This is a genomic window from Vibrio sp. TRT 21S02 (assembly GCF_050113675.1).
Classification (GTDB): Bacteria; Pseudomonadota; Gammaproteobacteria; order Enterobacterales; family Vibrionaceae; genus Vibrio.
In genome coordinates, this window is the sequence record NZ_JBNJOI010000008.1 from 74,566 (window position 1) to 97,878 (window position 23,313).

Annotated in this window: 20 protein-coding genes; 7 read left to right on the forward strand and 13 right to left on the reverse strand. The window is 45.2% G+C overall.

The features are described from left to right. Position 1 precedes the first annotated feature (1 nt). From ACQEXU_RS12370 to pilM, 4 genes are read right to left on the reverse strand one after another with little or no spacing between them, the layout of a single operon-like run. Positions 2-520 carry a pilus assembly protein PilP gene (locus ACQEXU_RS12370; RefSeq protein ID WP_367987939.1) on the reverse strand — a complete coding sequence of 173 codons (519 nt, stop codon included), beginning with the start codon at positions 518-520 and terminating at the stop codon, positions 2-4. After that, entirely contained in the window at positions 510-1,100 is a 591-nt protein-coding gene (locus ACQEXU_RS12375) for a type 4a pilus biogenesis protein PilO (RefSeq protein ID WP_367987938.1), read from the reverse strand. The genes ACQEXU_RS12370 and ACQEXU_RS12375 overlap by 11 nt, the downstream gene beginning before the upstream one ends. Beyond that, complete coding sequence (locus ACQEXU_RS12380) at positions 1,093-1,683, reverse strand: PilN domain-containing protein (RefSeq protein WP_427011037.1); 591 nt, start codon at positions 1,681-1,683, stop codon at positions 1,093-1,095. The genes ACQEXU_RS12375 and ACQEXU_RS12380 overlap by 8 nt, the downstream gene beginning before the upstream one ends. Continuing rightward, positions 1,673-2,668 carry a type IV pilus assembly protein PilM gene (gene pilM / locus ACQEXU_RS12385; protein WP_427011038.1) on the reverse strand — a complete coding sequence of 332 codons (996 nt, stop codon included), beginning with the start codon at positions 2,666-2,668 and terminating at the stop codon, positions 1,673-1,675. Before pilM ends, ACQEXU_RS12380 begins: the two co-directional genes overlap by 11 nt. Before the next feature lie 142 nt (positions 2,669-2,810). Here pilM and ACQEXU_RS12390 point away from each other — a divergent pair, with 142 nt between their 5' ends. Next, entirely contained in the window at positions 2,811-5,306 is a 2,496-nt protein-coding gene (locus ACQEXU_RS12390; protein WP_427011039.1) for a penicillin-binding protein 1A, read from the forward strand. A 39-nt stretch (positions 5,307-5,345) separates the two neighbouring features. Here ACQEXU_RS12390 and oxyR read toward each other — a convergent pair whose 3' ends face one another. Next, a complete protein-coding gene (gene oxyR / locus ACQEXU_RS12395; RefSeq protein WP_367987934.1) occupies positions 5,346-6,236 on the reverse strand; it encodes a DNA-binding transcriptional regulator OxyR in 891 nt (296 codons plus the stop codon). Positions 6,237-6,387: 151 nt separating this feature from the next. Here oxyR and ACQEXU_RS12400 point away from each other — a divergent pair, with 151 nt between their 5' ends. The 3 genes from ACQEXU_RS12400 (at position 6,388) to ACQEXU_RS12410 (ending at position 9,410) form a co-directional block, all read left to right on the forward strand. Next, the gene (locus tag ACQEXU_RS12400; protein WP_367987933.1) at positions 6,388-7,116 is read left to right on the forward strand and encodes a glutathione peroxidase; all 729 of its coding nucleotides are present in this window, start codon (positions 6,388-6,390) and stop codon (positions 7,114-7,116) included. Between the two features lie 197 nt (positions 7,117-7,313). Beyond that, positions 7,314-8,771, forward strand: coding sequence for a dihydrolipoyl dehydrogenase (locus ACQEXU_RS12405; protein ID WP_427011118.1), 1,458 nt, complete (start codon positions 7,314-7,316; stop codon positions 8,769-8,771). 375 nt (positions 8,772-9,146) lie between these two features. After that, a complete protein-coding gene (locus ACQEXU_RS12410; protein ID WP_427011040.1) occupies positions 9,147-9,410 on the forward strand; it encodes a DUF3624 domain-containing protein in 264 nt (87 codons plus the stop codon). A 196-nt stretch (positions 9,411-9,606) separates the two neighbouring features. Here ACQEXU_RS12410 and argH read toward each other — a convergent pair whose 3' ends face one another. The 4 genes from argH to argC all read right to left on the reverse strand — a co-directional run bounded on the left by argH (position 9,607) and on the right by argC (position 14,819). Continuing rightward, the gene (gene argH / locus ACQEXU_RS12415) at positions 9,607-11,481 is read right to left on the reverse strand and encodes an argininosuccinate lyase (RefSeq protein ID WP_367987931.1); all 1,875 of its coding nucleotides are present in this window, start codon (positions 11,479-11,481) and stop codon (positions 9,607-9,609) included. A gap of 220 nt (positions 11,482-11,701) precedes the next feature. Then, the gene (locus tag ACQEXU_RS12420) at positions 11,702-12,922 is read right to left on the reverse strand and encodes an argininosuccinate synthase (RefSeq protein ID WP_367987930.1); all 1,221 of its coding nucleotides are present in this window, start codon (positions 12,920-12,922) and stop codon (positions 11,702-11,704) included. Positions 12,923-13,002: 80 nt separating this feature from the next. Then, positions 13,003-13,794 (reverse strand): acetylglutamate kinase, encoded by a 792-nt coding sequence (gene argB / locus ACQEXU_RS12425; protein WP_427011041.1) that lies wholly within the window; start codon positions 13,792-13,794, stop codon positions 13,003-13,005. Positions 13,795-13,814: 20 nt separating this feature from the next. After that, positions 13,815-14,819, reverse strand: coding sequence for an N-acetyl-gamma-glutamyl-phosphate reductase (gene argC / locus ACQEXU_RS12430; protein WP_427011042.1), 1,005 nt, complete (start codon positions 14,817-14,819; stop codon positions 13,815-13,817). Positions 14,820-14,972: 153 nt separating this feature from the next. Between argC and argE the strand changes: the two genes are divergently transcribed. The 3 genes from argE to ACQEXU_RS12445 all read left to right on the forward strand — a co-directional run bounded on the left by argE (position 14,973) and on the right by ACQEXU_RS12445 (position 19,947). Then, positions 14,973-16,109 (forward strand): acetylornithine deacetylase, encoded by a 1,137-nt coding sequence (gene argE / locus ACQEXU_RS12435; protein ID WP_427011043.1) that lies wholly within the window; start codon positions 14,973-14,975, stop codon positions 16,107-16,109. A gap of 220 nt (positions 16,110-16,329) precedes the next feature. After that, positions 16,330-18,963 carry a phosphoenolpyruvate carboxylase gene (gene ppc / locus ACQEXU_RS12440; protein WP_367987926.1) on the forward strand — a complete coding sequence of 878 codons (2,634 nt, stop codon included), beginning with the start codon at positions 16,330-16,332 and terminating at the stop codon, positions 18,961-18,963. Between the two features lie 444 nt (positions 18,964-19,407). Beyond that, on the forward strand, positions 19,408-19,947 hold the full coding sequence (locus tag ACQEXU_RS12445; RefSeq protein ID WP_367987925.1) for a PadR family transcriptional regulator: 540 nt from the start codon (positions 19,408-19,410) through the stop codon (positions 19,945-19,947). 146 nt (positions 19,948-20,093) lie between these two features. On the opposite strand, the gene cysE is transcribed toward ACQEXU_RS12445, so the two are convergent. The 4 genes from cysE to ACQEXU_RS12465 form a co-directional block, all read right to left on the reverse strand. Beyond that, positions 20,094-20,915 carry a serine O-acetyltransferase gene (cysE, locus tag ACQEXU_RS12450; RefSeq protein ID WP_427011044.1) on the reverse strand — a complete coding sequence of 274 codons (822 nt, stop codon included), beginning with the start codon at positions 20,913-20,915 and terminating at the stop codon, positions 20,094-20,096. 60 nt (positions 20,916-20,975) lie between these two features. Next, entirely contained in the window at positions 20,976-22,010 is a 1,035-nt protein-coding gene (gene gpsA, locus ACQEXU_RS12455; protein WP_427011045.1) for an NAD(P)H-dependent glycerol-3-phosphate dehydrogenase, read from the reverse strand. 230 nt (positions 22,011-22,240) lie between these two features. Next, positions 22,241-22,711: a protein-export chaperone SecB gene (gene secB, locus ACQEXU_RS12460; protein ID WP_427011046.1), complete on the reverse strand. Its 471-nt coding sequence runs from the start codon at positions 22,709-22,711 to the stop codon at positions 22,241-22,243. Positions 22,712-22,870: 159 nt separating this feature from the next. Then, positions 22,871-23,305 carry a rhodanese-like domain-containing protein gene (locus tag ACQEXU_RS12465; RefSeq protein ID WP_367987921.1) on the reverse strand — a complete coding sequence of 145 codons (435 nt, stop codon included), beginning with the start codon at positions 23,303-23,305 and terminating at the stop codon, positions 22,871-22,873. Between the last annotated feature and the right edge of the window lie 8 nt (positions 23,306-23,313).

The following is a 23,313-nucleotide window of genomic DNA, read 5'->3' on the forward strand; positions in this document are numbered from 1 at the left end:
TCTATTTAAGCGCTAACTTGACGTTGCGTTTATTCCAACACCCTAACCCATCGGGTAAAGTTTCATTAATCTGTAAATATTGATTGGTGACGCGTGTGATTTTGCCGTTATTCAAACCGACATAATGACCTGCATTCACTTTTACAACGTTACCTCTTGGCGTCTGCACTAAGGCCGAGACTCGACCATTGCTACTCATCACACCTTTTAAACGCAATTTGCTTAGAGGAAAACGCTCTAGCTGTCCTGTCTTGCGTCGTGGTGCAGGCTGCCAACAGTCTTTCTTTACATTCGGTTGGTTGAGTACCAATGCCGCTTGCGGCAAAACAAACGGTTCACGCATAGCGTGTTGTGAATACTCGGCGACTTTAAACTCTTTCAACGGCGTTAATGCCGACACATCTTTGCGTGCTTTCTGCTCAGTTTGACTGACAAAGTCACTAAGAGAATCTTGATTGGCTTTACATCCAGACAACAACATCAGTACACAAGGAAGAACCAATGACAGCTTAACCTTCATCTTTTACCTCCGGCTTAAACTGATAGGTGTAAGCACGGACACGGAAGTGAAGCGTGCTGCTCTCCTGACTCACTCGCTGCCAATACACATCGTCAAAATGGATGATCCGTGGTAGCTCAGCAATCGCCTGAGAAAAATCACCAATATTGTGATAATCCCCTGTCAACTCGATGTTCAACGGCAAGCGATACAGGAATTCCTGATTCTGCTTTTCACCCCAATCAATTCGTGTAAACGTAAGCGAGTTTTTCAGTCCAAGTTCATTTACAGATGCCAACATGCTGGCTAATTCTTTCTGAACAGGAAGCTGACGTGAAAGAAAATCATATCGCTCTGAGAGTTCATCCAATTGCGCCTGTAACTTCGGTAGTGTGGCGACTTTATTGGCTTTGATGGTAAGCGTCGTCTTTAATGTTTGTTCTTTTTGAATTAATGATTCGAGCTGCTCCGCTTGAGGCTTGAGATAGAACCAATAACCAAACCCTTGCAGGATAATAACCAACACCGTAATGACGATAACCTGTGGCACTAAAGGCCATTCCGCGATTTCTTCAATATCAAGATCTTGATAACTAGCCATTACGTTTACCTCCATTCTCTGGAGTTTGCGGCAGCTCATCAGTCAGGAAATTAAATGAGACTTTGAAGGTTTGAAATTTCTTACCGAAACGAACCTTACCATGCACAATCGAGTGCATTTCGACCTCATTCAACTTACTCGATTTCTCAAGGTTATCGAGCATCGTAGCTAAGCGTGAAGTGGTATCACTGATCCCAGCAATCTCGATTTCATTACCACCCATTTTGATCTTATCGACATAGACACCTTCCGGGATCAAGCCTGGCATCAAGTTCATAAAGTCCGTGGTTTTATTGCGTTGTTTTTGTAGCTTCTCGACCACCGCTAGCCGAGTAAGCAATGCCGCATGATCTTGCTCAACTTGTTTAAGTGCAGCAATGCGGCGGTCAAGTTCAGCAATATAACTATTGAGATAAGACAAACGAGATTGCTGCTTTTCTGTCTCGTTGCTGATATACAAGCCAATTCCCCATTGAATACCTATCCCCACGAGGATCCCGAGGATAAGTAACGATAAGAAACGCTTTTTATGGCGCTCACGTAACTCTTCACGCCAAGGAAGTAAGTTAACACTATGCAGCATGAGATTGCTCCATCCAGTCAATGCCTCTTAATGCCAGACCAACAGCGGTACTGAAGGCAAAACCATTTTCCATTTCTGCCGTATGTTTACTGCGTTTGCCTTTAAATAGGTGCAGGGGATTCAATACTTCGCATTCCACTTCTAATCGGCGCTGAATCTCTTCAACTAACATCGGGGTTGCTGCCCCTCCCCCTGTCAGCCAAATGCCTTTAATGGGCGTGCCGTGGACAGAGCCAAGGATCTGAATGTTGCGTTGTAGTTTTTCAATCAAGCCAAAAATGAAGCGTTCGGTACTGCTGTGCATGAGATGCTCATACTCCCCTTTTGCATCAATCACTTGTGTACCTAATGCCAGCTCTTTATGAAAAGGGGCTTTATCTGCAAAATCGATGCACATCAAAGTCTGACTTAATCCAATATCAACTAATAACCAGTCTGACTTATTTTCTTGCTGCGACACTTTTTGCCACACGTGAGTAAGGCTGTGTGCTTGCATCTCCATTAAAAAAGGCTGAAATCCCGCTTTTTCAGCCGCATTAACTCGACTTTCCACCAGATCTTTCTTTGTGGCATAAACTTGATAGCTTACCGTGGTCTGGCTAACCGATTTTTTCGGTAGTTCGATGTAATCCAAATGCAGTTCTTCAATTGGAAATGGGGATTGATGAGAAAAATTCTGAAAAATAGCGAACTCTCTTTCTCTATCATCGAGCTCACTATCTATTTGTAATACTTTGCTTATTACGGTGTTGTCGGGTACCGAAAGCGCGACTCTGCTGCTAAATAATGGTAAACCCTTCCTTAGCGCTTTGAGTTTCTTTACAATTTTCTGATAATTTAACATGTGGTTATCAGAGAAAATGTCTGCTTCAATTGGCAACTCTTTGTAACCAGCAAGTGTGAATGTGCCTTTAACTGGCTTTAACACCACTGCTTTTATACTGTGGTGACCAATGTCAATGCCAGTGACTAGTGATTTACCCATACAACTCAGCTCCGTGACTACTGCTTAGCTCTTATGCTTTAATTGGTGGTTTAACGAGCATACAAATGAAATCGAGCTAAATTTTTAGCTTAGAGTACAAGGGTTTGTATCTTTCAAGCCTTAACTAATCAGGGATTCTCCGGTGAAGTTCATAAAGCGATTGTTCATTTTTGCATTGATTTGCATGATTCTTGGAGTCGGTACAATTTTCGGCTTCTATTTGTACGTCAAGCCAGACCTACCCGATGTAGCAACTTTGCGTGACGTCAAACTGCAAACTCCAATGCAGGTCTTTAGTAAGGATGGGAAGTTAATTTCTCAATTCGGCGAAAAGCGTCGTATTCCAGTCCGTTACGATGAGATCCCTCAGCATCTAATTGATGCTCTGATCGCGACAGAAGACAGCCGCTTCTATGATCACCCAGGCATAGACCCTATTGGCATCACTCGTGCGGCCGTTGTTGTTGCCCTTTCTGGCTCAGCAAAACAAGGGGCAAGTACCATTACTCAGCAGCTAGCACGTAACTTCTTCCTCTCCAATGAGAAGAAATTGATGCGTAAAGTGAAAGAGGTATTTATTGCGATTCACATTGAGCAACTGTTAAGTAAACAAGAGATCATGGAGTTGTATGTTAACAAGATCTTCCTTGGCTACCGCTCATACGGTTTTGGTGCTGCGGCCCGTGTTTACTTCGGTAAAAATCTGAAAGACCTAACCTTAAGTGAAATTGCGACCCTTGCCGGTATGCCAAAAGCGCCTTCAACCATGAACCCAATCTATTCGGTTGAACGTGCAACACATCGACGTAATGTGGTCTTGATGCGTATGCTCGACGAAAAATACATCACGCAAGCAGAATACGATCAAGCCCGCTCTGAAGAGATTGTCTCTTATTACCATGGAGCTGAAATCGAATTGAGTGCTCCTTATGTGGCAGAACTGGCGCGCGCATGGATGGTTAAGCGCTATGGCGAAGATGCTTACACCTCAGGCATGAACGTCTACACCACCATTGATTCAAAGTTACAAAACGCAGCAAATAAGTCTGCCATCAACAATCTGCTCTCTTACGACGAACGCCACGGTTATCGCGGTGCAGAAAAAGTTTTGTGGAAAGCAGAACAAACGCCTCTGAATCGTGATCAAATCGATGAGATTTTAGATGATGTCCCAACTTATGGCTCTCTAATTCCAGCCGTTGTTACACAAGTCAATGCTAAGTCAGCCGTTGTTGAAGTTAAGAATCAGGGCGAGCAAACCATTGAATGGAATGGTATGAATTGGGCACGTAAGTTCCGTACAGACGACCGTCAAGGTCCCGCGCCAAGATCTGCGAAAGATATCCTGATCGCCGGAGAGCAAATTTGGGTACGTCAGATCACCAATGAACAATCCACTAGTTGGGCTTTAAGTCAGGTACCAAATGCGAACACAGCTTTTGTGGCAATGGACCCAGAAAATGGCTCTATTTTGTCATTAGTTGGTGGCTTTAACTTCATTCACAATAAATTTAACCGAGCAACACAGTCCGTTCGTCAAGTGGGTTCAAGTATCAAACCGTTTATCTATTCGGCAGCGATTGATAAAGGGATGACACTGGCGAGCTTGATTAACGATGCACCTATTAATAAGTGGGATCGTGGTCAAGGCACGGCATGGCGTCCGAAGAACTCACCACCAACCTACTCTGGCCCAACTCGTTTACGTATTGGCTTAGCACAATCGAAAAACGTAATGGCTGTTCGCGTGCTGCGCGAAGTTGGTCTCGATGAAACCCGTCAATACCTAACTCGTTTTGGTTTTGATATCGACCAACTGCCACGCTCTGAAACAATCGCTCTGGGTGCTGGTAGCTTAACACCGGTCAAAATGGCGCAAGGATTCTCTGTTTTCGCCAATGGTGGCTACTACGTTGAGCCGTTCTACATCGAAAAAATCGAAGGGCCATATGGTGATATTGAATTTGAAGCCACACCAAAAACCATTTGCCATCAAAATTGTCAGCCAACACTTGTCAGCGATAACGAGTTTAATGAGCAAGATGTGACAACTACTGAGGAACAGCAATACGCACCGCAAGTGATCTCTGAGCAGACTGCGTTCCTCGTTCGAGAGATGATGTATAGCAACATTTGGGGTGGTGGTAACTGGCGCGATGGTACAGGCTGGAATGGCACGGGTTGGCGTGGTCAGAAATTAGAACGTCGTGACATTGGCGGCAAAACCGGTACTACAAATGATTCTAAAGATGCGTGGTATAACGGTTACGGTCCAGGCATTGTCGCTGTCGCTTGGGTTGGTTTTGATAACCATAACCGCGCACTCGGTAAAACTACACCAAATGCGAATTTAGGTAATGGTCAGATCTCTGGTGCTGAAGCAGGTGCAAAAACCGCACAGCCAGCTTGGGTTGATTTCATGCGAGCTGCGCTTGCTGACAAACCAGAACACCAAAAACAGATCCCTGAGGGCGTAGTTCGCGTTCGTATCGACCGCGATACTGGCTTACTCACCAACAAGAATGATGGCAGCTCGATGTTTGAATACTTTACTGAAGGTACAGAGCCAACCGAATATGCGGTGGATGAAATTACCGACAGTATCTATACCACATCAGAAAGTGAAGAATTGTTCTAATGCAAAGAAGGTTGACCATAAGGTCAACCTTTTTTTCAACTATCGAGCAGCCAATTGCTCAGAAATGGTCGAGGCCAGTTGCTCGAAACGCGCTCTTAACGGAGACCCCGGACGATACACCAGAACGATACTGCGTGATGGTTCAGGGTTGACGGCTCGAATATAACAAACGCCGTCTTTTTGCTTTTCTTTGGGTAAAGAAAGCTCAGGTAATAACGTAATGCCTGCACCTGCGGCGACCATATTACGCAAGGTTTCTAAGCTGGTTGCTTTAAAGCGTTCATCATCTTTTGCCCCAGCGGCAAAACAAAAGCCCAACGCCTGATCACGTAAGCAGTGACCATCCCCTAAAGCCAGCACCGTCTTACCATTCAACTCAAGCATATCAATACTGTCTAGCGTCGCCCATTCATGATCGCACGGTACCGCAACACTCAGAGGCTCACTGTATACCTCAATTTCTTTAAAAGGTGACGTCTCTGCAACTGACGCTAACACCAAACAATCGAGCTTACCATCTTCTAATTGACGCACCAGTTGCTGCGTTTGCGCCTCATGCAAAAACAACTCTAGTTCAGGGAATTGTTCTTTTAAAGCAGGGACGATGCGAGGAAGGATATAAGGCCCAACGGTTGGAATAAAGCCAATGTGCATTGGACCAGACATCGCACCACTTTGGCCGCTTGCCATGTCTTTAAATGTTTTCACTTCATTCAGAATGCATCGAGCTTGATCAACAAGTTGTAACCCCGCATCCGTAAACAAAACCCGACGGCTGCTTCGCTCTAACAAAGCCGTGCCAAGCTCATCTTCTAACTTACGGATCTGACCACTTAACGTTGGTTGGCTAACAAAACACGCTTCCGCGGCTTTGCGAAAGTGTTTGTGTTCAGCCAAAGCCACCAAGTATTCAAAATCGCGGATATTCATTTTTTACCTCGATAGAAAAAACCTATCGAAACCATAGCATCAAACGATTAGAGCTATCAAAGATTTTTTTCAATAATGAGCGCAACAAAACGAAACAGAGCCAGCAAAAAGATTAAGCTCTAAACGAATTTAAAATCAGAAGGAAAACACTATGTTCGCATCGAAAGAAGGTCAAAATGTTCCACAGGTTACTTTCCCGACTCGCCAAGGTGATGCTTGGGTTAACGTAACAAGCGACGACCTATTCAAAAACAAAACGGTCATTGTCTTTAGCTTGCCGGGTGCATTTACACCAACTTGTTCTTCAAGCCACTTACCTCGTTATAACGAATTGTTCCCTGTATTCAAAGAGCATGGTGTCGACGAAATCCTTTGTGTTTCAGTTAACGACACATTTGTGATGAACGCTTGGAAAGCCGATCAGGAAGCTGAAAATATCACCTTTATCCCTGATGGTAACGGCGAGTTTACTGATGGCATGGGAATGCTGGTTGAGAAAAAAGATCTTGGTTTTGGTGATCGCTCATGGCGCTACAGCATGTTGGTAAAAGATGGTGTCGTTGAGAAAATGTTCATCGAACCAAACGAGCCGGGCGACCCGTTCAAAGTTTCAGATGCAGACACTATGTTGTCGTACATCGCACCAAACTTTAAAACACAGGAATCCATCACAGTATTTACAAAACCTGGCTGTCCTTTCTGTGCTAAGGCGAAACAAAATCTGATTGATCACGGTCTTCAGTATGAAGAAGTGATTCTGGGTAAAGATGCAACGACTGTTAGCCTACGTGCAGTCACTGGTCGCGCCACGGTACCTCAAGTGTTCATCGGTGGTAGACACATCGGTGGTAGTGAAGAGCTTGAAACTTACCTAGGCTAAATCTTTAAAGCGAAAACGCTCAGTCTCCCGATGCCTTCGTAGCTCGGGGGACACCTTAATCACATCTCTCCTAGTCTAGATAAGTCGTCGTCTCAGTGCAGTCCGACTACTTATCTAGATTAAACATTCAAATAAAATTCATGACCCCCAGTCAACGCCCCTAGCATGACGTGGGAATAAAAAAGCGAGAATCCATGATGAAACAGTTAAATGTCGATGTTGCCGTTATTGGTGGTGGTACAGCAGGTTTAGGCGCCTATCGTGCGGCAAAAGCGCATACTGATAGTGTTGTAATGATTGAAGGTGGCCCTTACGGCACAACTTGTGCTCGCGTTGGCTGTATGCCTTCAAAGCTGTTGATTGCTGCAGCAGAAAGTGTCCATCAAATTGAAAAAGCGCCTGGCTTTGGTGTTCATCCTCAAGGTGAAATCGTCATTAACGGCCGAGAAGTAATGGATCGCGTGAAGCGTGAACGAGATCGTTTCGTCGGTTTCGTTTTAGAAGGTGTGGATGAGATCCCTGCAGAAGACAAAGTGGCAGGCTATGCAAAATTCATCGACAACACCACATTAATGGTTGACGATCATACACAGATCACTGCAAAGCGCATTGTGATCGCAACGGGTTCTCGCCCAGCTTACCCTGCCGTATGGAATGAATTGGGTGATCGCCTGATCATTAATGATGACGTATTTAACTGGGATGATCTCCCTGAATCAGTGGCAGTATTCGGTCCTGGTGTTATCGGCCTTGAACTTGGGCAAGCACTGTACCGCCTTGGTGTGAAAGTAAAACTCTTTGGCCTTGGCGGTCAAGTAGGGCCACTGACAGATCCAGAAGTTATGGCATACGCTGACCAAGCATTTAAACAAGAATTCTATCTCGACGCCGATGTAAAAGTTGAAAGTATGAAGCGCATCGAGGGGACAGATAAAGTCGAGATTCTGTTTATCAACCATGATGGCGAATTAGAAAGCTTTATTGTTGACTACGTGCTTGCGGCAACAGGGCGTCGTCCAAATGTGGACAACTTAAACTTAGAGAACACCACTCTTGAACTTGATGAACGCGGCGTGCCAACAGCTGAGCATTACACACTGCAAACGTCAGTAGAAAATATCTTCATCGCTGGTGACGCGAGTAATCAAATTCCGTTACTGCATGAAGCCGCGGATCAAGCACGTATTGCAGGTGACAATGCAGGCCGATTCCCAGATATTCGAGCTGGTCTGCGCCGTTCTCCAATTTCGGCAGTATTCTCAGATCCACAAATTGCGATGGTCGGAGAAACCTACAAACAATTATCAACGCGTTTGGGCAATTGTGGTTGCTTTGCAACTGGTGAAGTTTCATTTGAAAACCAAGGCCGCTCTCGCGTAATGTTGCGAAATAAAGGCATTTTGCATGTTTATGGTGAGCAAGGAACAGGTCGATTCCTTGGCGCCGAAATGATGGGTCCGAATGCAGAGCATCTCGCGCATCTACTTGCATGGGCGCACCAAAACAAGATGACCGTATCAGAAATGCTCGATATGCCTTTCTATCACCCAGTGATTGAAGAAGGCGTGCGAACAGCATTACGAGACTTGAACGCAAAACTGCATCTTGGTCCTGAAATGATCAAACATTGTCTCGATTGCGGACCGGGTTGCTAAGCATCATATTGCTTGCCCTATAAACAACAAAAGCCTCGTCATCAACGAGGCTTTTACTTTACACCTTAATCGGTATCACATTGTCGTTATCATTGCATAGTGGCTGACCAAACCGATGGCCGTTGCACCAACAACGAAAAAAGTACCAGCGATCCCAAGAGCAAACTTAAGTTCTGTTGTCATTATTATATTCCTTTTGAGCCAAGCGCCACCATACAGCAATTACGTGCTACAAAATCAAGATGACGTTAAGTTTTCATTTTTACCATCAAAACATAATCTGCATGCTCTGCACGCAATGAAGATACGATGTGATTGCCCCACTGAACAGCACTTGAGTATAATTAAAGCGAACAAAATAATGGAGTAGATGACATGACATGTGAGACTTGTCGTGATCACTGGTTTTGGAAAAAGATTGGCCGATGCAAACGCTGCATGGATCAATTGACGGTATTATCGGTACTTTGCTGGATCATATGGTGGTGGTTATTTCGCAATACACCTGAGTCGATCGAGTCGATCGCCTTGCTCTTTGCTGGTTTCGCCTTCAATGGCTTATTGTTTCTTCATTTATGGATGCACTTTGTCATTTTGCCTTGGCGCAAGCGTAAAGAGAAAAGAGCTCAAAAACCTTAATCAAACATGGCTGGGGGTGGCGTGCAGATACAAAAAAGCCCCAAAACCAATATCTCGGTCTGGGGCCCTCTTAGATTCTTCTAAGAAAAAGCAGTGGTACTTTAATAGACCCTACTTTTCCAACTTTGTTCCCAAACAAATCGATCTTTTTTGATCTTTTTATCCTTAATTTTAAAACACTTTTCTTTTCAGAACGTTATGCGACATTTACTTTTGCAATCACCTGTTCTGCTAGGTTTACCTCCAGCGCAACTTCATCGCATGCATGCTGACGAGGACATTGATCGCAATCCTTCAACACCTTTTCTGGTAATAGTGATTTCGACGTCGGTAAGAAATCCTGCTTCATAAAGAATTCTGGGGTACGAGTCAAAACAAAGACTTTCTTAATTGCCATTTGGCGGGCTTTATCAACCAGATATTTTACGATAGCAGAACCTTGTCCTTGCCCTTGCCAACCGGCTTCAATCCCCAAAGAACGAATTTCAGCTAAACCTGAATCATATACATACAGTGATGCACACCCTGTGACTTCGCCATGATGCTCTGCAATGGCAAACGAGCCGATATCACGGACTAGCTCATTACGTGAACGTGGTAAATTCTCACCCATGTTTGCCCAATAAGTCACCATACCTTCCAATGCTTCAATGTCCGTCAAACGTGCTGGGCGAACTTTGACCGTGGATGTGTCTCGTTGTGCCAAACGTTGATCTGCTTGTTCAACAGCGTACGCGACTTGTTGAGGCGACACCCCACCCAATGCACTTCGTTTCTCTAGGCACGATTCAATCGTCAGAATGTCATACACATCGTCTTCAATAACAGGTGAGAACTCTTTCAATTCCGCGATACTAAGCTCTTCTAATGCACAACTTTTCGCAATCGCGCCAACAACGGCTACGCCGACAATATGGTGCGCTTCACGGAAAGGAATCCCTTTAGCAACCAAATAATCCGCAAGCTCCGTTGCATTGGCATAGCCTTGTTTCGCTGCTTCAAGGGTACGCTCGCCATTAACTTTGATACCATCAAAGCAGAGCGCAGCCATTTCCATGCAATCATTCCACGTGTCCAGCGCGTCAAATAACCCTTCTTTGTCTTCTTGCATGTCTTTATTGTAAGCAAGAGGTAGCGCTTTCACAGTCATCATCATGCCAGCCAATGAGCCATAAACCCGACCGGTTTTACCCCGGATCAACTCCAAAGCATCAGGGTTTTTCTTTTGTGGCATTAATGAAGAGCCGGAAGTCACTGTATCAGCTAACTCAATAAAGTTAGACTCACCAGAATTGTAGAAGATCATATCTTCAGCAAGACGAGATAGGTGCAGCATAGAAATCGATGCAATCGACATGAGCTCCATCACATGGTCGCGATCGGACACTGAATCGAGTGAGTTTCTTGTTGCACGGCGAAAGCCTAGGTTGTGGGCCAGCTCTTCACGATCAATAGGATATGCTGTCCCTGCTAAGGCACCAGAGCCTAACGGACAGGTATCCAGTCTTTTAATTGCATCATTTAAACGCGAGTAGTCACGCTCAAACATTTCAACATAAGCTAGGCACCAGTGAGCGAAAGTAACAGGCTGCGCACGTTGTAGATGGGTGTATCCAGGTAATACGGTGGCTTGATGCGCTTTGGCAACATCAACCATTTGTGACTGTAAACGATCTAAAGCCATCAGCAATTGCTGACCTTGCTGACGACACCAAAGTTTAAGGTCGGTTGCCACTTGATCATTCCGCGAGCGACCAGTGTGCAGCTTCTTACCTAGATCCCCTACTTTACCAATCAGTTGCTGCTCCACCCAAGAGTGGATATCTTCAGCGTCAGAACGCAGTATTTGATGCGGATCTTCCATCACTTCAAGCTTGAGCTCATTCAGTGCTAATTCGAGCTTTTGCTGCTCTTCTTCCGTCAACACATCAACGGACAATAACGCTTTTGACCAAGCAATAGAGCCCACGATATCTTGTTCAGCCAATCGGTAATCAAAGCGAAGTGAATCATTGAAATCTTTGAACCTTGTGTCTGCCGCTTGGGTAAATCTTCCGCCCCATAATGCCATCGCGTCTCTCCTAATTGCTCGATATCACTGCTTGTGTTTTGACTGAATTCAGCGTCTTTTTTGATATGCTTCAACGTTACGGTAATTCCATTTAAAAATAAAGTAAAAATTCACTTATTTCACATAATTATTCAGGAATTTTATATAAATATATTTACCGCCAGTTAATAAAAAAGCCCGCTGTCTATCCAGCGGGCTTTCAGTAACAATGAATGAGTGTTTATTGATTTTTCTTAGCTGCGTTGAGTGCTCGAATCCGGCTCGCCAGTGAGTATAAACGGATGAAACCACCAGCATGACTCTGGTCATACACTTCATCTTCACCAAATGTTGCAAACTCTTCAGAATACAAGCTGTTATCAGAACGTTTTTGAGTCACCGTCGCTTGGCCTTTGTATAGCTTCACGACCACTTCACCATTCACGTCTTGTGCAAGCTCTTCAGCTGCAACCATTATTGAGCTACATAACGGTGTAAACCAGCGGCCGTCGTACACCAAGTGAGAAGCTTTCACGCCTAGCTCTTCACGGAACTCAAATGAACTCTTATCCAATACCAATTGTTCAACAGCACGTAGTGCTTCCATCATGATAGTGCCCCCTGGCGTTTCATAACAGCCACGAGACTTCATGCCAACCAAACGGTTTTCAACGATATCAATACGACCAACACCGTGCTTTGCGCCTTTTTCATTGAGATAAACCAACGCATTGTATGGTGTCATTTGCTCACCATCGACACCAACAACGGCACCTTTCTCTACTTTTAGCGTCACATATTCCGCTTCATTTGGTGCTTGTTCAGGATCAGCGGTCCATACCCAACAATCGTCATTTGGTGCATTCCAAGTGTCTTCCAATACCCCACCTTCTGTGGAAATGTGCCATGCATTCGCATCACGCGAATAGATCTTTGTAAGGGAAGCACTACATGGGATATTCCGTTCAGCCAAGTAATCAAGGCATTGCTCACGGCTGACTAAGTCCCATTCACGCCAAGGTGCGATAACGTGAAGATCTGGTGCAAGCGCAGCAAATGCACCTTCAAAACGCACCTGATCATTGCCTTTTCCGGTACAGCCGTGACATAGCGCATCGGCACCAACTTTACGAGCCACTTCTACTTGTGCTTTGGCGATAATCGGACGCGCCATCGAAGTACCTAACAGATATTTACCTTCATAATAAGCACCTGTTTTTAACGTTGGATAAATGTAATCGGCTACCATTTCTTCTTTTAGGTCAGCCACATAACACTCTGATGCTCCTGAAGCTTTGGCTTTTTCTTCAATACCTTCCAGTTCTTCAGCACCTTGGCCTACATCAGCAACAAACGCCACTACTTCACAATCGTAGTTTTCTTTTAACCAAGGGATGATCACCGAGGTATCTAGACCGCCAGAGTATGCGACAACCACTTTATTTACTTGTACTTTGCTCATTTTACTTCTCCATGATCCTGGCTCTGCGCTTGGCGGTCAGTGCTCAGGTTTCCATTCTTTTTAACTAAAATTCTGAATAATTATTGCGGTACAAATTGAGTACCAATGCTGTTGCCGGCAAACAGCTGTGCAAGTTTTTCTGGGTAGCGCCATGTGGCAACCTCAATCGGTCTGCCTAAGTCATTCGCCGCTTGCAATGCTGCTTTCACTTTGACGATCATACCGTCGGTGATCACTTTGCCTTCGATCAGCTTGTTGGCTTGAGCCGCATCTAAGCTGGTGAGCAAGTGTCCTTTTCCGTCAAGCACACCACTGACGTCCGATAGCAATACCAACTCGGCGTCTAATGCACCAGCAACAGCCACCGCGGCTTGATCCGCATTGACGTTCATCATCTGGCCTTCTGCCGTTAAGCCAATTGAGCTAATGATCGGCAGCGCACCTTGTTCCAAAATAGCTTGCAGCACTTGAGATTGACCCGGAATTGCTTTCCCTACCGCTCCTAACTCCGGATCCAATTCTTCCACTTGGCACAAACCACCATCAGCAAGGCTTAACCCCATAGCATTTAATCCATCTTTGATCGCTTGCCCTTGAAGCTGTTTATTGGCTGTACCAGCCAGTGCACCAGCAATCAACGGGATTTGGTCATAAGGCGTCACACGCAACCCTTCTTTTTTCACTGTTGGAAGTTGCAGTTTCGCCATGAGATCGTCCACCAGATAACCACCACCGTGAACGATCACGATTCGTCGCTGAGCTTGCTTTTGATAATCTGCAATGGCCGTAAAAACTTGGCTTAATGTATCGGTGCTTGAAAGTGCTGCACCGCCTAACTTGATCACCAATGGCATTTGTTTGTTATCTGTCATAACGTTTCCTTCCAGACCGCTTATAGCAGTGCCGTTAACTCAGAAAATCCGTAGTGGAGGTTTAAACATTGCATCGCTTGACTCGATGCGCCTTTTAATAAATTGTCGATCGCTGAGACCACGATGATGTGCTCTCCTTGAACCTTCCAGCCAATGTCACAAAAAGGGGTAAATTGAACATTTTGTAAGGTTGGAAAAGCGCCTTTAACTAAACGAACTGCGGGCTTGTTGGCATAAGCGTGCTCAAATACCTGTTCGATCTGCTCAGCAGAAACTCCTTCAGCCAACTTCATCGTTATCGTGGCTAAGATGCCACGTTTAAAGTTACCAAGGTGTGGCGTGAAAATGACATCGCAACCTAGGTGTGTCGCTATCTCCGGCTGATGACGATGATTAAATACACCGTATGGGTGTAAGCTCACTTCACAAAAACTATTGGCCATGCTCGCTTTACGCCCTGCACCGGAAACACCGCTGGTTGCATTAATCACTGGCCATTGCGATACATCCAACAAACCTGACTCGAGCAATGGTTTGATAGCAAGTTGAGAAGCCGTTGGATAACAACCAGGCACCGCGACTAATTGGCTATTTTTTACCGCCTCACTATTCCATTCAGCCAAGCCATAAGCAGCTTTATCGAGCAAATCTTCATAGTTATGCGTGAAACCATAAAATTCATCGTAAAAACCTTGGCTTTTGACCCGAAAGGCACCCGAGAGATCGAACACCTGACATCCTTGTTCAAGAAAGCGCTGTGCTAAGTCATGGCTGACTTCATGAGCCGTTGCTAAGAACACCACATCACACTGCTGTGCCGCTTTTGTCACATCAACCAAAGGTTGTATCGCCACATCAATGACGCCCGCTAACTTGCCATGCAGCGCAGAAATAGGTTTGCCCGCATCAGCACTGTTGGCGGAAACATATAAACCTGCTAGCGTGAGCTCTGGATGTTTATGCACCATCAAGGCAAGTTCTGCTCCGGTATATCCGCTAGCTCCAATAATGGTGGTTTTCAGCATTTCAAGACATCCATTTCAAAGAGAAACAACATAGCCACGATGACTATAAATTTACAAAATCAAGCTTTAATCGATTTTTTATTCACAAAAAATGATTTAATATGTGTTTTACCTTTTTGAAACTTTCATGTCAACAGGCAAAGCGAAGATAATATGCAGTTACCAAGTTTCCTCGAGGTCTATCGAGGCCTTATTTCAACCTCTTCCATAAGCTCTACCGATCCGAGCTGGGACGAGGGCAACGCAAACGTAATAGAAAAGTTGGCAACTTGGCTTAAAGATGTCGGCTTTGAAGTAGAAATAACCCAAGTTGAGCCCGGCAAGCACAACCTGATCGCCAAAAAAGGCCAAGGAGAAGGTGGTTTACTGCTGGCGGGTCACAGCGACACCGTTCCTTATGACGAGGGGCAATGGAACTTCAACCCTCATGCTTTAACGGAGCACAACAACCGCTTTTATGGTTTAGGAACGGCAGACATGAAAGGATTCTTTGCCTTTATCATTGAAGCGGTCAAGAACATGGATTGGAGTAAGCAAACCAAGCCATTGTATATTCTTGCCACCTGTGATGAAGAAACGACCATGCTGGGTGCTCGTCATTTTACTGATAATGCGCCAATCAAACCCGATTATTGCATTATCGGAGAACCCACCAGTTTAGTGCCGATTCGAGGCCATAAGGGACACGTCGCTAACGCAGTGCGCGTTACCGGAAAATCGGGACACTCCTCCGATCCTGCACTGGGTGTCAACGCGATAGAAATCATGCATGAGGTACTTTTCGCGTTGATGCAGCTACGTGACAAACTGATTAAAGAATATCACCACCCCGGCTTTGCGATTCCAAGTCCAACCTTAAACCTTGGCCACATTCATGGTGGGGATAGTGCCAACCGTATTTGTGGCTGTTGTGAACTTCACTATGATGTTCGCCCTCTTCCAGGGATCAGTTTGGACGGACTCGACAACATGCTGCGAAATGCGCTCAAAGAAGTGGAAGCAAAATGGCCGGACAGGATCTGCATTACCCCATTACATGAACCCATTCCAGGTTACGAGTGTCAACATGATCACCCTTTTATCGCTGGTGTTGAAACCATCTGTGAAACCTCATCACAAACGGTCAATTACTGTACCGAAGCCCCATTTTTACAAACACTGTGTCCAACCTTAGTACTTGGCCCTGGCTCTATTGACCAAGCTCATCAACCCGATGAGTTCCTTGCATTTGATTTCATCGATCCTACGATCCAAATTCTGCAAAAATCGATTCGTCAGTATTGCTTCTAATATCACGAGGTGGCATTGCCACCTCGTTTTACTTTTCATTGAAATTCTGTAATAAATTTTCAACATTTACGGTAAAAATGGGCATCTTATATTCGTTACATCTCTTTGCACAATATTTGCAAACTTAGCCTGCACCATTTGACTCGGGGCAATATTTTTCGCTAGATTGTTTACCTATTCAGGAACAATGGATGTAATTTTTTTACAAGGCAGGATGACAATGAACGAGAAATACTCTGCACTGAGAAGCAATGTAAGTATGCTGGGCCACTTGCTCGGTAACACCATTCGCGATGCGCATGGGGATGCGATTCTCGATAAAGTAGAAACCATTCGTAAACTCTCCAAATCCGCCCGAGCAGGCAATCAGGCAGATCGAGATAATCTGATCGAAGAAATTAAAAACCTGCCTAACGAGCAGCTTACCCCCGTTGCACGTGCATTTAACCAATTTCTCAACCTCACCAATATGGCAGAGCAATACCACACCATCTCACGTCATTGTGAGTCACATGTGTGTGAGCCGGATGCGATCAATACGCTGTTTTCTAAGCTCAGCCAAAGCAATGTCAGCAAACTCGATACAGCACAAGCCATTCGAGACTTAAACATTGAGCTGGTACTGACTGCACACCCGACAGAAATTACTCGCCGCACCATGATCAACAAATTGGTGAAGATCAATGAATGCCTATCAAAACTTGAGTTAAGCGATCTATCACCTAAAGAGCGCCATAAGACTGAGCGTCGTTTAGAGCAATTGATCGCCCAAAGCTGGCACTCTGATGTCATTCGCCAACAGCGCCCAACGCCTCTAGATGAAGCGAAATGGGGCTTTGCTGTGGTTGAAAACTCACTTTGGCAAGCCGTTCCTGAATTCCTACGTGAAATGGATGAGCGCTTAGAAAACTACCTTGGTGAAGGTCTTCCGATTGATGCGCGCCCTGTTCACTTTTCTTCGTGGATGGGTGGTGACCGAGATGGTAACCCATTTGTCACTCATACCGTCACTCGTGAAGTGTTACTGCTTTCACGCTGGAAAGCCGCTGATCTGTACCTGAACGACATCAATGAGTTGATCAGTGAACTGTCGATGACTAAGTGCAACGACGCGGTTCGAGAGCTTGCTGGTGATGATCAACATGAACCTTATCGTGGCATTTTAAAGCAACTACGTACGCTACTTAACGACACGAAAGAGATCCTTGATGCAAAAATCAATGGTCAGAAATTGGCAGTGAAAGCCCCTTTACAGCAAGTTGAACAACTTTGGCAGCCGCTCTACGCTTGCTACCAGTCTCTGCATGAGTGCGGCATGGGTGTCATTGCTGATGGCTCACTACTGGATACACTACGTCGCGTTAAAGCGTTTGGTGTTCACCTTGTTCGTCTCGACATCCGTCAAGAAAGTACACGTCACTCAGATGTACTGTCTGAGCTGACTCGCTACCTAGGGATTGGCGACTACGATCAATGGAGCGAGCAAGATAAAGTCGCTTTCCTAACTAATGAACTAAGTTCGAAGCGTCCACTGCTTCCTCTCGACTGGGAACCATCAGAACCGGTTAAAGAAGTTCTAGATACCTGTAAGATCATTGCTAGCCAATCACGTGAAGCCTTTGGAGCGTATGTGATTTCAATGGCCCGTACTGCCTCTGATGTTTTAGCTGTCCATCTGCTATTGCAAGAAGCAGGTTGCCCTTACCGTATGGATGTATGCCCTCTGTTTGAAACCCTTGATGACCTGAATAACGCAGAAGCGGTGATCAAACAATTGATGAGCATCGACTTATATCGTGGCTTCATTCAGAATCATCAGATGGTCATGATCGGCTACTCGGATTCAGCGAAAGATGCCGGCGTTATGGCAGCTGGCTGGGCCCAATATCATGCGATGGAATCATTGGTGAAAGTCGCAGAAGAGGAAGGGGTTGAGCTCACCTTATTCCACGGCCGTGGCGGCACTGTTGGCCGAGGTGGTGCTCCAGCACATGCAGCCTTATTATCTCAACCACCAAAAAGCTTGAAAGGCGGCTTACGCGTTACTGAGCAAGGGGAAATGATCCGCTTTAAGCTCGGTCTACCGGATGTTGCTGTTAATAGCTTTAACCTGTACGCCAGTGCGATTCTTGAAGCAAACTTATTGCCACCACCAGAACCAAAACAAGACTGGCGCGATCTCATGAACGTACTGTCTGAAGTCAGCTGTGAAGCTTACCGAAGCGTGGTTCGTGGTGAAGCGGATTTTGTTCCTTATTTCCGTCAAGCAACACCTGAGCTTGAACTTGGCAAACTGCCACTGGGCTCACGCCCTGCTAAACGCAACCCAAATGGTGGTGTAGAAAGTTTGCGTGCGATCCCTTGGATTTTCTCTTGGAGTCAAAACCGCTTGGTTCTACCTGCATGGCTTGGCGCAGGTGAAGCGATCCAGTATTCGATTGATAAAGGCCACCAAGCACTACTGGAAGAAATGTGTCGTGAATGGCCATTCTTCTCAACTCGCCTTGGTATGCTAGAGATGGTGTACTCGAAGTGTAACATTGAGATATCTCGCTACTATGACCAACGTCTCGCACAACCAGAACTGCTTCCATTAGGTGATCGCCTGCGTGAACAGTTGCAAAAAGACATTAAAGTTGTACTGAATGTAGAAAACAACGAGAACTTAATGCAAAGCGACCCATGGGGTAAAGAATCTATCCGTCTACGCAATATCTATGTTGAGCCACTCAACATGCTACAAGCAGAATTGTTATACCGGACACGTCAAACTGAAGAGCCTTCACCAGAGCTTGAAGAAGCCCTCATGGTGACAATCGCAGGTATCGCAGCAGGTATGCGCAATACCGGATAATCTGCTAGTAAATCAAAAAGGCTGGTGTTGTCACCAGCCTTTTTTCTATCCTGTAGCACATATCATCATAGCAGTATGCCATTCAATGGCTTACACATGTCAGAATATAATCCTACAAACGGTACAGACTAAACCACCCCTAAAAAACAAAATACCAAAAGTATTACTTACTGAGCTTTTTGTTAGTTTTTTGATTTATTCTGTTTTTCTATTCTACTTTGTGCTTATTATTTAGATATACTAATCCACTTCTGCGGAACATTATAAAATCAACAATCCGCATATCCTCGATAACGTCTAGATCGAGATTAGGTGATAAACGGCTTTAAGGTGACATGACCAACTTTGTTGGTATGCCCAGTGATAACTGATGATTAGTGCCTTTAGAAGCACAACAGACACTCAGGCAGTTGTTAAAGTTTATTGACCTTTTGGATTGAAGACATGTCATTACCACACGTTATTCTTACAGTTCTGAGCACACGCGATGCAACTGGATACGACATCACTAAAGAGTTTTCCGCAACAATCGGATACTTCTGGAAAGCAAGCCACCAGCAAGTTTACCGTGAATTGAATAAAATGGCTCAAAATAGCTTGGTCACTTGCGTTTTAGAGCCTCAAGAAGGAAAGCCGGATCGTAAAGTTTATTCCATCACCGACGCAGGCCGCATTGCCCTAGGTGAATGGTTTGATCAACCTACAGCGCACCCAACTATACGCGATGAGTTTTCAGCAAAGCTGATGGCTTGTTCGGTTCAAGATTCTGGACCATACCGCCTACAACTCGCAGACCTTGTTGAAGAGTCCCGTAAACTCGTTAATCACTATAAAGATATTGAACTAGCGTACTACTCAACACCTGCAACACTCGACAAGCAGCAACGCTTGGAGCGTTTGACCCTTCGCCGCAATCTCCTTGCACGCCAAGCATGGATTGCATGGGCAGAAGAAGTTCTTGAAGAGCTAGAAGCATTGTCTTAATAACAGGTGCCGCTCTGCCAAGATGCTGCAGACACAACAACAAGTTTAAACCGATACATTAGTATCGGTTTTTTTATTTTTAGCGCATACAAAAACGCCAATCACAAAGGTAATTGGCGTTCGTTTATTGATTTTTTGGTGTAAGTCTATATTCCATCACCACCAATAAAGCTCTGAGAGCGACCATTGAATTGCTGGTCCATATCCAAAGAAGGCTTATCTGTTTTCGGCCTTCCGACAATCTTAGCTGGGACACCTGCCACAGTGGTATGAGGAGGGACTGGCTGAAGTACGACAGAGCAAGAACCAATCTTTGCACCCTCTCCAACTTCGATATTGCCTAAGATTTTAGCGCCAGCTCCAATCATCACCCCTTCACGGATCTTGGGATGTCGATCGCCACACTCTTTACCTGTACCACCTAGGGTCACATCTTGCAGGATTGATACATCATTTTCGACAACAGCCGTTTCACCAATCACAATCCCAGTAGCATGGTCGAGCATGATCGCGCGACCAATACGGGCAGCTGGGTGGATGTCTACCTGACAGGCGACTGAGATCTGGTTTTGCAGGTAGGTAGCCAAGGCCATACGTCCCTGCTTCCACAACCAGTTCGCAACTCGGTAGCCCTGTAGCGCATGGTAGCCCTTTAGGTAAAGTAATGGCATTGAATACATCGCAACCGCCGGGTCTCGATTCACTGTGGCACAGATATCACAAGCCGCAGCTTCGGTAATAGAGGGGTCAGAGTTAAAGGCCTCTTCCACTACTTCACGTACTGCCATCGCTGGCATTGAGGCGGTATTCAGCTTGTTAGCAAGTATGTAGCTCAAGGCCGCGGCTAGGCTGTCATGCTTAATAATGGTGGCATGATAGAAGCTCGCTAGCATTGGCTCTTGTTCAGAAAGCTCACGAGCCTCCTTCACAATCGCTTGCCAGACTTTCTGTTTCTCACAATTCTTCATGTGCAATTCCCTGGATACCTAGCGATTCACCTCGACACAGCCAACCGCTAAGCCGGTTAATTATCCTTCTGCTTTCTTATCACGGGCGAGCAAATCTTGCGCTGCCATGCGAGCATCTTTTCCTTGATACAATACTTGATAGATTTGATCAACTATTGGCATCTCTACACCCATACGTTCTGCCAGCAACCATACTTCTTTGGTATTGCGATAACCTTCGACCACCTGACCAATTTCGTCTTGAGCTGTATCGACATCTTTCCCTTGCCCTAGAGCAAGGCCAAAGCGGCGGTTACGTGATTGGTTATCGGTACATGTCAGCACTAAGTCACCTAAACCAGCCATGCCCATAAAGGTTTCTGGTTGAGCGCCAAGAGCGGCGCCGAGGCGGCACATTTCAGCTAGACCGCGCGTGATTAGTGCAGTACGAGCATTTGCACCAAAACCAATGCCATCAGACATCCCGGCTCCAATTGCAATCACGTTTTTCACTGCACCGCCCAATTGCATACCGGTAAAGTCACTATTGGCGTAAACGCGGAATGTTTTGCTGCAGTGGATTTTTTCTTGCAGATCTTTCACAAACTTATCGTCTGGCGAAGCGACAGAAATCGCCGTCGGCATACCAACGGCTAGTTCTTTTGCAAACGTTGGGCCTGACAATACGGCCAGTGAATAAGCATCTCCAATAATATCGTGTGCGACGTCTTTTAACAGGCGTCCCGTTTCCGGCTCTAATCCTTTTGTCGCCCAGCAAATTCGAGTGTCTTCACGCAGGTAAGGCTTGAGGTTATTCAGCACAATACCAAAAACGTGGCTAGGCACTACAACAAGCAGATCATGGCTTGCTTGAACTGCTTTCTCAAGGTCTGATTCAACAATCAGCGTTTCTGGGAAATCAATGCCCGGCAAAAATTCATGGTTAGCACGATCCGCTTGCAAACGCGCCATATGATCAGCTTCATGGCCCCAAATAACCACATTGGCACCATTACGAGCTAACGAGATCGCCAAAGACGTGCCGTATGAGCCCGCCCCGATCACTGTCATCGCAATCTCTTTTCCATAGGCATTATTGGTTTGAGAATCTGTCATAGTTCCGCCCGAATTTAATAATTTGTTCTTGTATTGAACTCGTTCATAAAGCTCTGAGTTCTGCATCTTGAAATCACATGGGTATATAGCTAAAGCACCTACGCAAGATGAAGTAACTTAGCTATATATTAAACAAAAAATGCACAATGCATCGGTTATTGAAGATGCTTTGTGCATTTTTATCATTGTTTACCTAACCTCAATAAACTGAAGTCAGACCCACCTTCAGCTTACGCTTCAGGTTGGCTTTCACCTTGCTCAGCTTGTTGCTGTAGGTAGTTCATGAATAGCGCGTCAAAGTTAACTGGAGCTAGGTTTAATTGTGGGAATGTACCCTTAACCACTAGGCTAGAAATCGTTTCACGTGCATATGGGAACAGGATGTTTGGACAGAATGCACCTAGGCAATGCGCTAGCTGACCCGCTTCCATTTTCTCTGCAGTAAAGATACCGCCTTGTTGAACTTCACATAGGAATGCAGTTTCTTCTGCATTTTTCACTGTCACTGTCAGGCGTAGGATCACTTCGTAAACACCGTCACCAAGCTCACGGCTTTGAGTGTCTAGATCCAGTTTCACATCTGGATTCCACTCTTTTTGGAACATTACTGGTGAGTTAGGTGCTTCGAAAGAAACGTCTTTCAAGAAGAGGCGTTGAATTGCAAATTGTTGTGCTTCTTGTTGTGGTGCTGCTTCAGCCATTTTTGAATCCTTTATTCCGTAAAATACAGTCTGATGTGAGACTAACTGAGAGAGGCGGTGGAAACGAATAGTTCACTAATTTTCGTGCTCAGTTTCACAACTCATTGGACTTAAGCGCTGCTTTTTTACTCAGCGCCTAATCTCTCGCCTCATCAATGGTTATTTCTTACCACGAACAAGTGGCAGGTTCGCTTCATTCCAAGCGATTAGACCATTTTTCAACAGGTTCACTTTTTCAAAACCCGCTTTTGCTAGCAGGTTAGCGCTTTCTTGAGCTGTTTGACCTGTTTTGCATACCACAATGATTGGGTCAGATTTACGGTTTTCAAGGGCACCAAAGCTACCTGCTTTGATATCCGAAGGTAAAATGTGAACTGCATCGGTAATATGTCCTTTGCGGAACTCATCTTTAGCGCGGATATCCACAACAACACCATTTTCACGGTTCATCAACTGAGTGGTTTCGGAAGCACCGATTTCTTTGTAAGCGGCAGTCGACGATTTGAAAATATTCATGATAAGGGCAACAAGTAGGCCAACCCATACCAAAGATAAAATCATATTTTGTTGGAAAAACTCAATGTATTCTTGCATATCCTGTG

Bases quoted from the DNA above. Each gene is read 5' to 3' on its own strand.
- secB (WP_427011046.1), bottom strand. From the start codon at position 22,711: ATGGCTGAAGCAGCACCACAACAAGAAGCACAACAATTTGCAATTCAA.
- argC (WP_427011042.1), bottom strand. From the start codon at position 14,819: ATGCTGAAAACCACCATTATTGGAGCTAGCGGATATACCGGAGCAGAA.
- argH (WP_367987931.1), bottom strand. From the start codon at position 11,481: ATGGCATTATGGGGCGGAAGATTTACCCAAGCGGCAGACACAAGGTTC.
- ACQEXU_RS12420 (WP_367987930.1), bottom strand. From the start codon at position 12,922: ATGAGCAAAGTACAAGTAAATAAAGTGGTTGTCGCATACTCTGGCGGT.
- ACQEXU_RS12405 (WP_427011118.1), top strand. From the start codon at position 7,314: ATGAAACAGTTAAATGTCGATGTTGCCGTTATTGGTGGTGGTACAGCA.
- argE (WP_427011043.1), top strand. From the start codon at position 14,973: ATGCAGTTACCAAGTTTCCTCGAGGTCTATCGAGGCCTTATTTCAACC.
- ACQEXU_RS12380 (WP_427011037.1), bottom strand. From the start codon at position 1,683: ATGCTGCATAGTGTTAACTTACTTCCTTGGCGTGAAGAGTTACGTGAG.
- ACQEXU_RS12410 (WP_427011040.1), top strand. From the start codon at position 9,147: ATGACATGTGAGACTTGTCGTGATCACTGGTTTTGGAAAAAGATTGGC.
- ACQEXU_RS12445 (WP_367987925.1), top strand. From the start codon at position 19,408: ATGTCATTACCACACGTTATTCTTACAGTTCTGAGCACACGCGATGCA.
- ACQEXU_RS12400 (WP_367987933.1), top strand. From the start codon at position 6,388: ATGTTCGCATCGAAAGAAGGTCAAAATGTTCCACAGGTTACTTTCCCG.
- gpsA (WP_427011045.1), bottom strand. From the start codon at position 22,010: ATGACAGATTCTCAAACCAATAATGCCTATGGAAAAGAGATTGCGATG.
- cysE (WP_427011044.1), bottom strand. From the start codon at position 20,915: ATGAAGAATTGTGAGAAACAGAAAGTCTGGCAAGCGATTGTGAAGGAG.
- argB (WP_427011041.1), bottom strand. From the start codon at position 13,794: ATGACAGATAACAAACAAATGCCATTGGTGATCAAGTTAGGCGGTGCA.
- ACQEXU_RS12370 (WP_367987939.1), bottom strand. From the start codon at position 520: ATGAAGGTTAAGCTGTCATTGGTTCTTCCTTGTGTACTGATGTTGTTG.
- ACQEXU_RS12465 (WP_367987921.1), bottom strand. From the start codon at position 23,305: ATGCAAGAATACATTGAGTTTTTCCAACAAAATATGATTTTATCTTTG.
- ACQEXU_RS12375 (WP_367987938.1), bottom strand. From the start codon at position 1,100: ATGGCTAGTTATCAAGATCTTGATATTGAAGAAATCGCGGAATGGCCT.
- ppc (WP_367987926.1), top strand. From the start codon at position 16,330: ATGAACGAGAAATACTCTGCACTGAGAAGCAATGTAAGTATGCTGGGC.
- oxyR (WP_367987934.1), bottom strand. From the start codon at position 6,236: ATGAATATCCGCGATTTTGAATACTTGGTGGCTTTGGCTGAACACAAA.
- pilM (WP_427011038.1), bottom strand. From the start codon at position 2,668: ATGGGTAAATCACTAGTCACTGGCATTGACATTGGTCACCACAGTATA.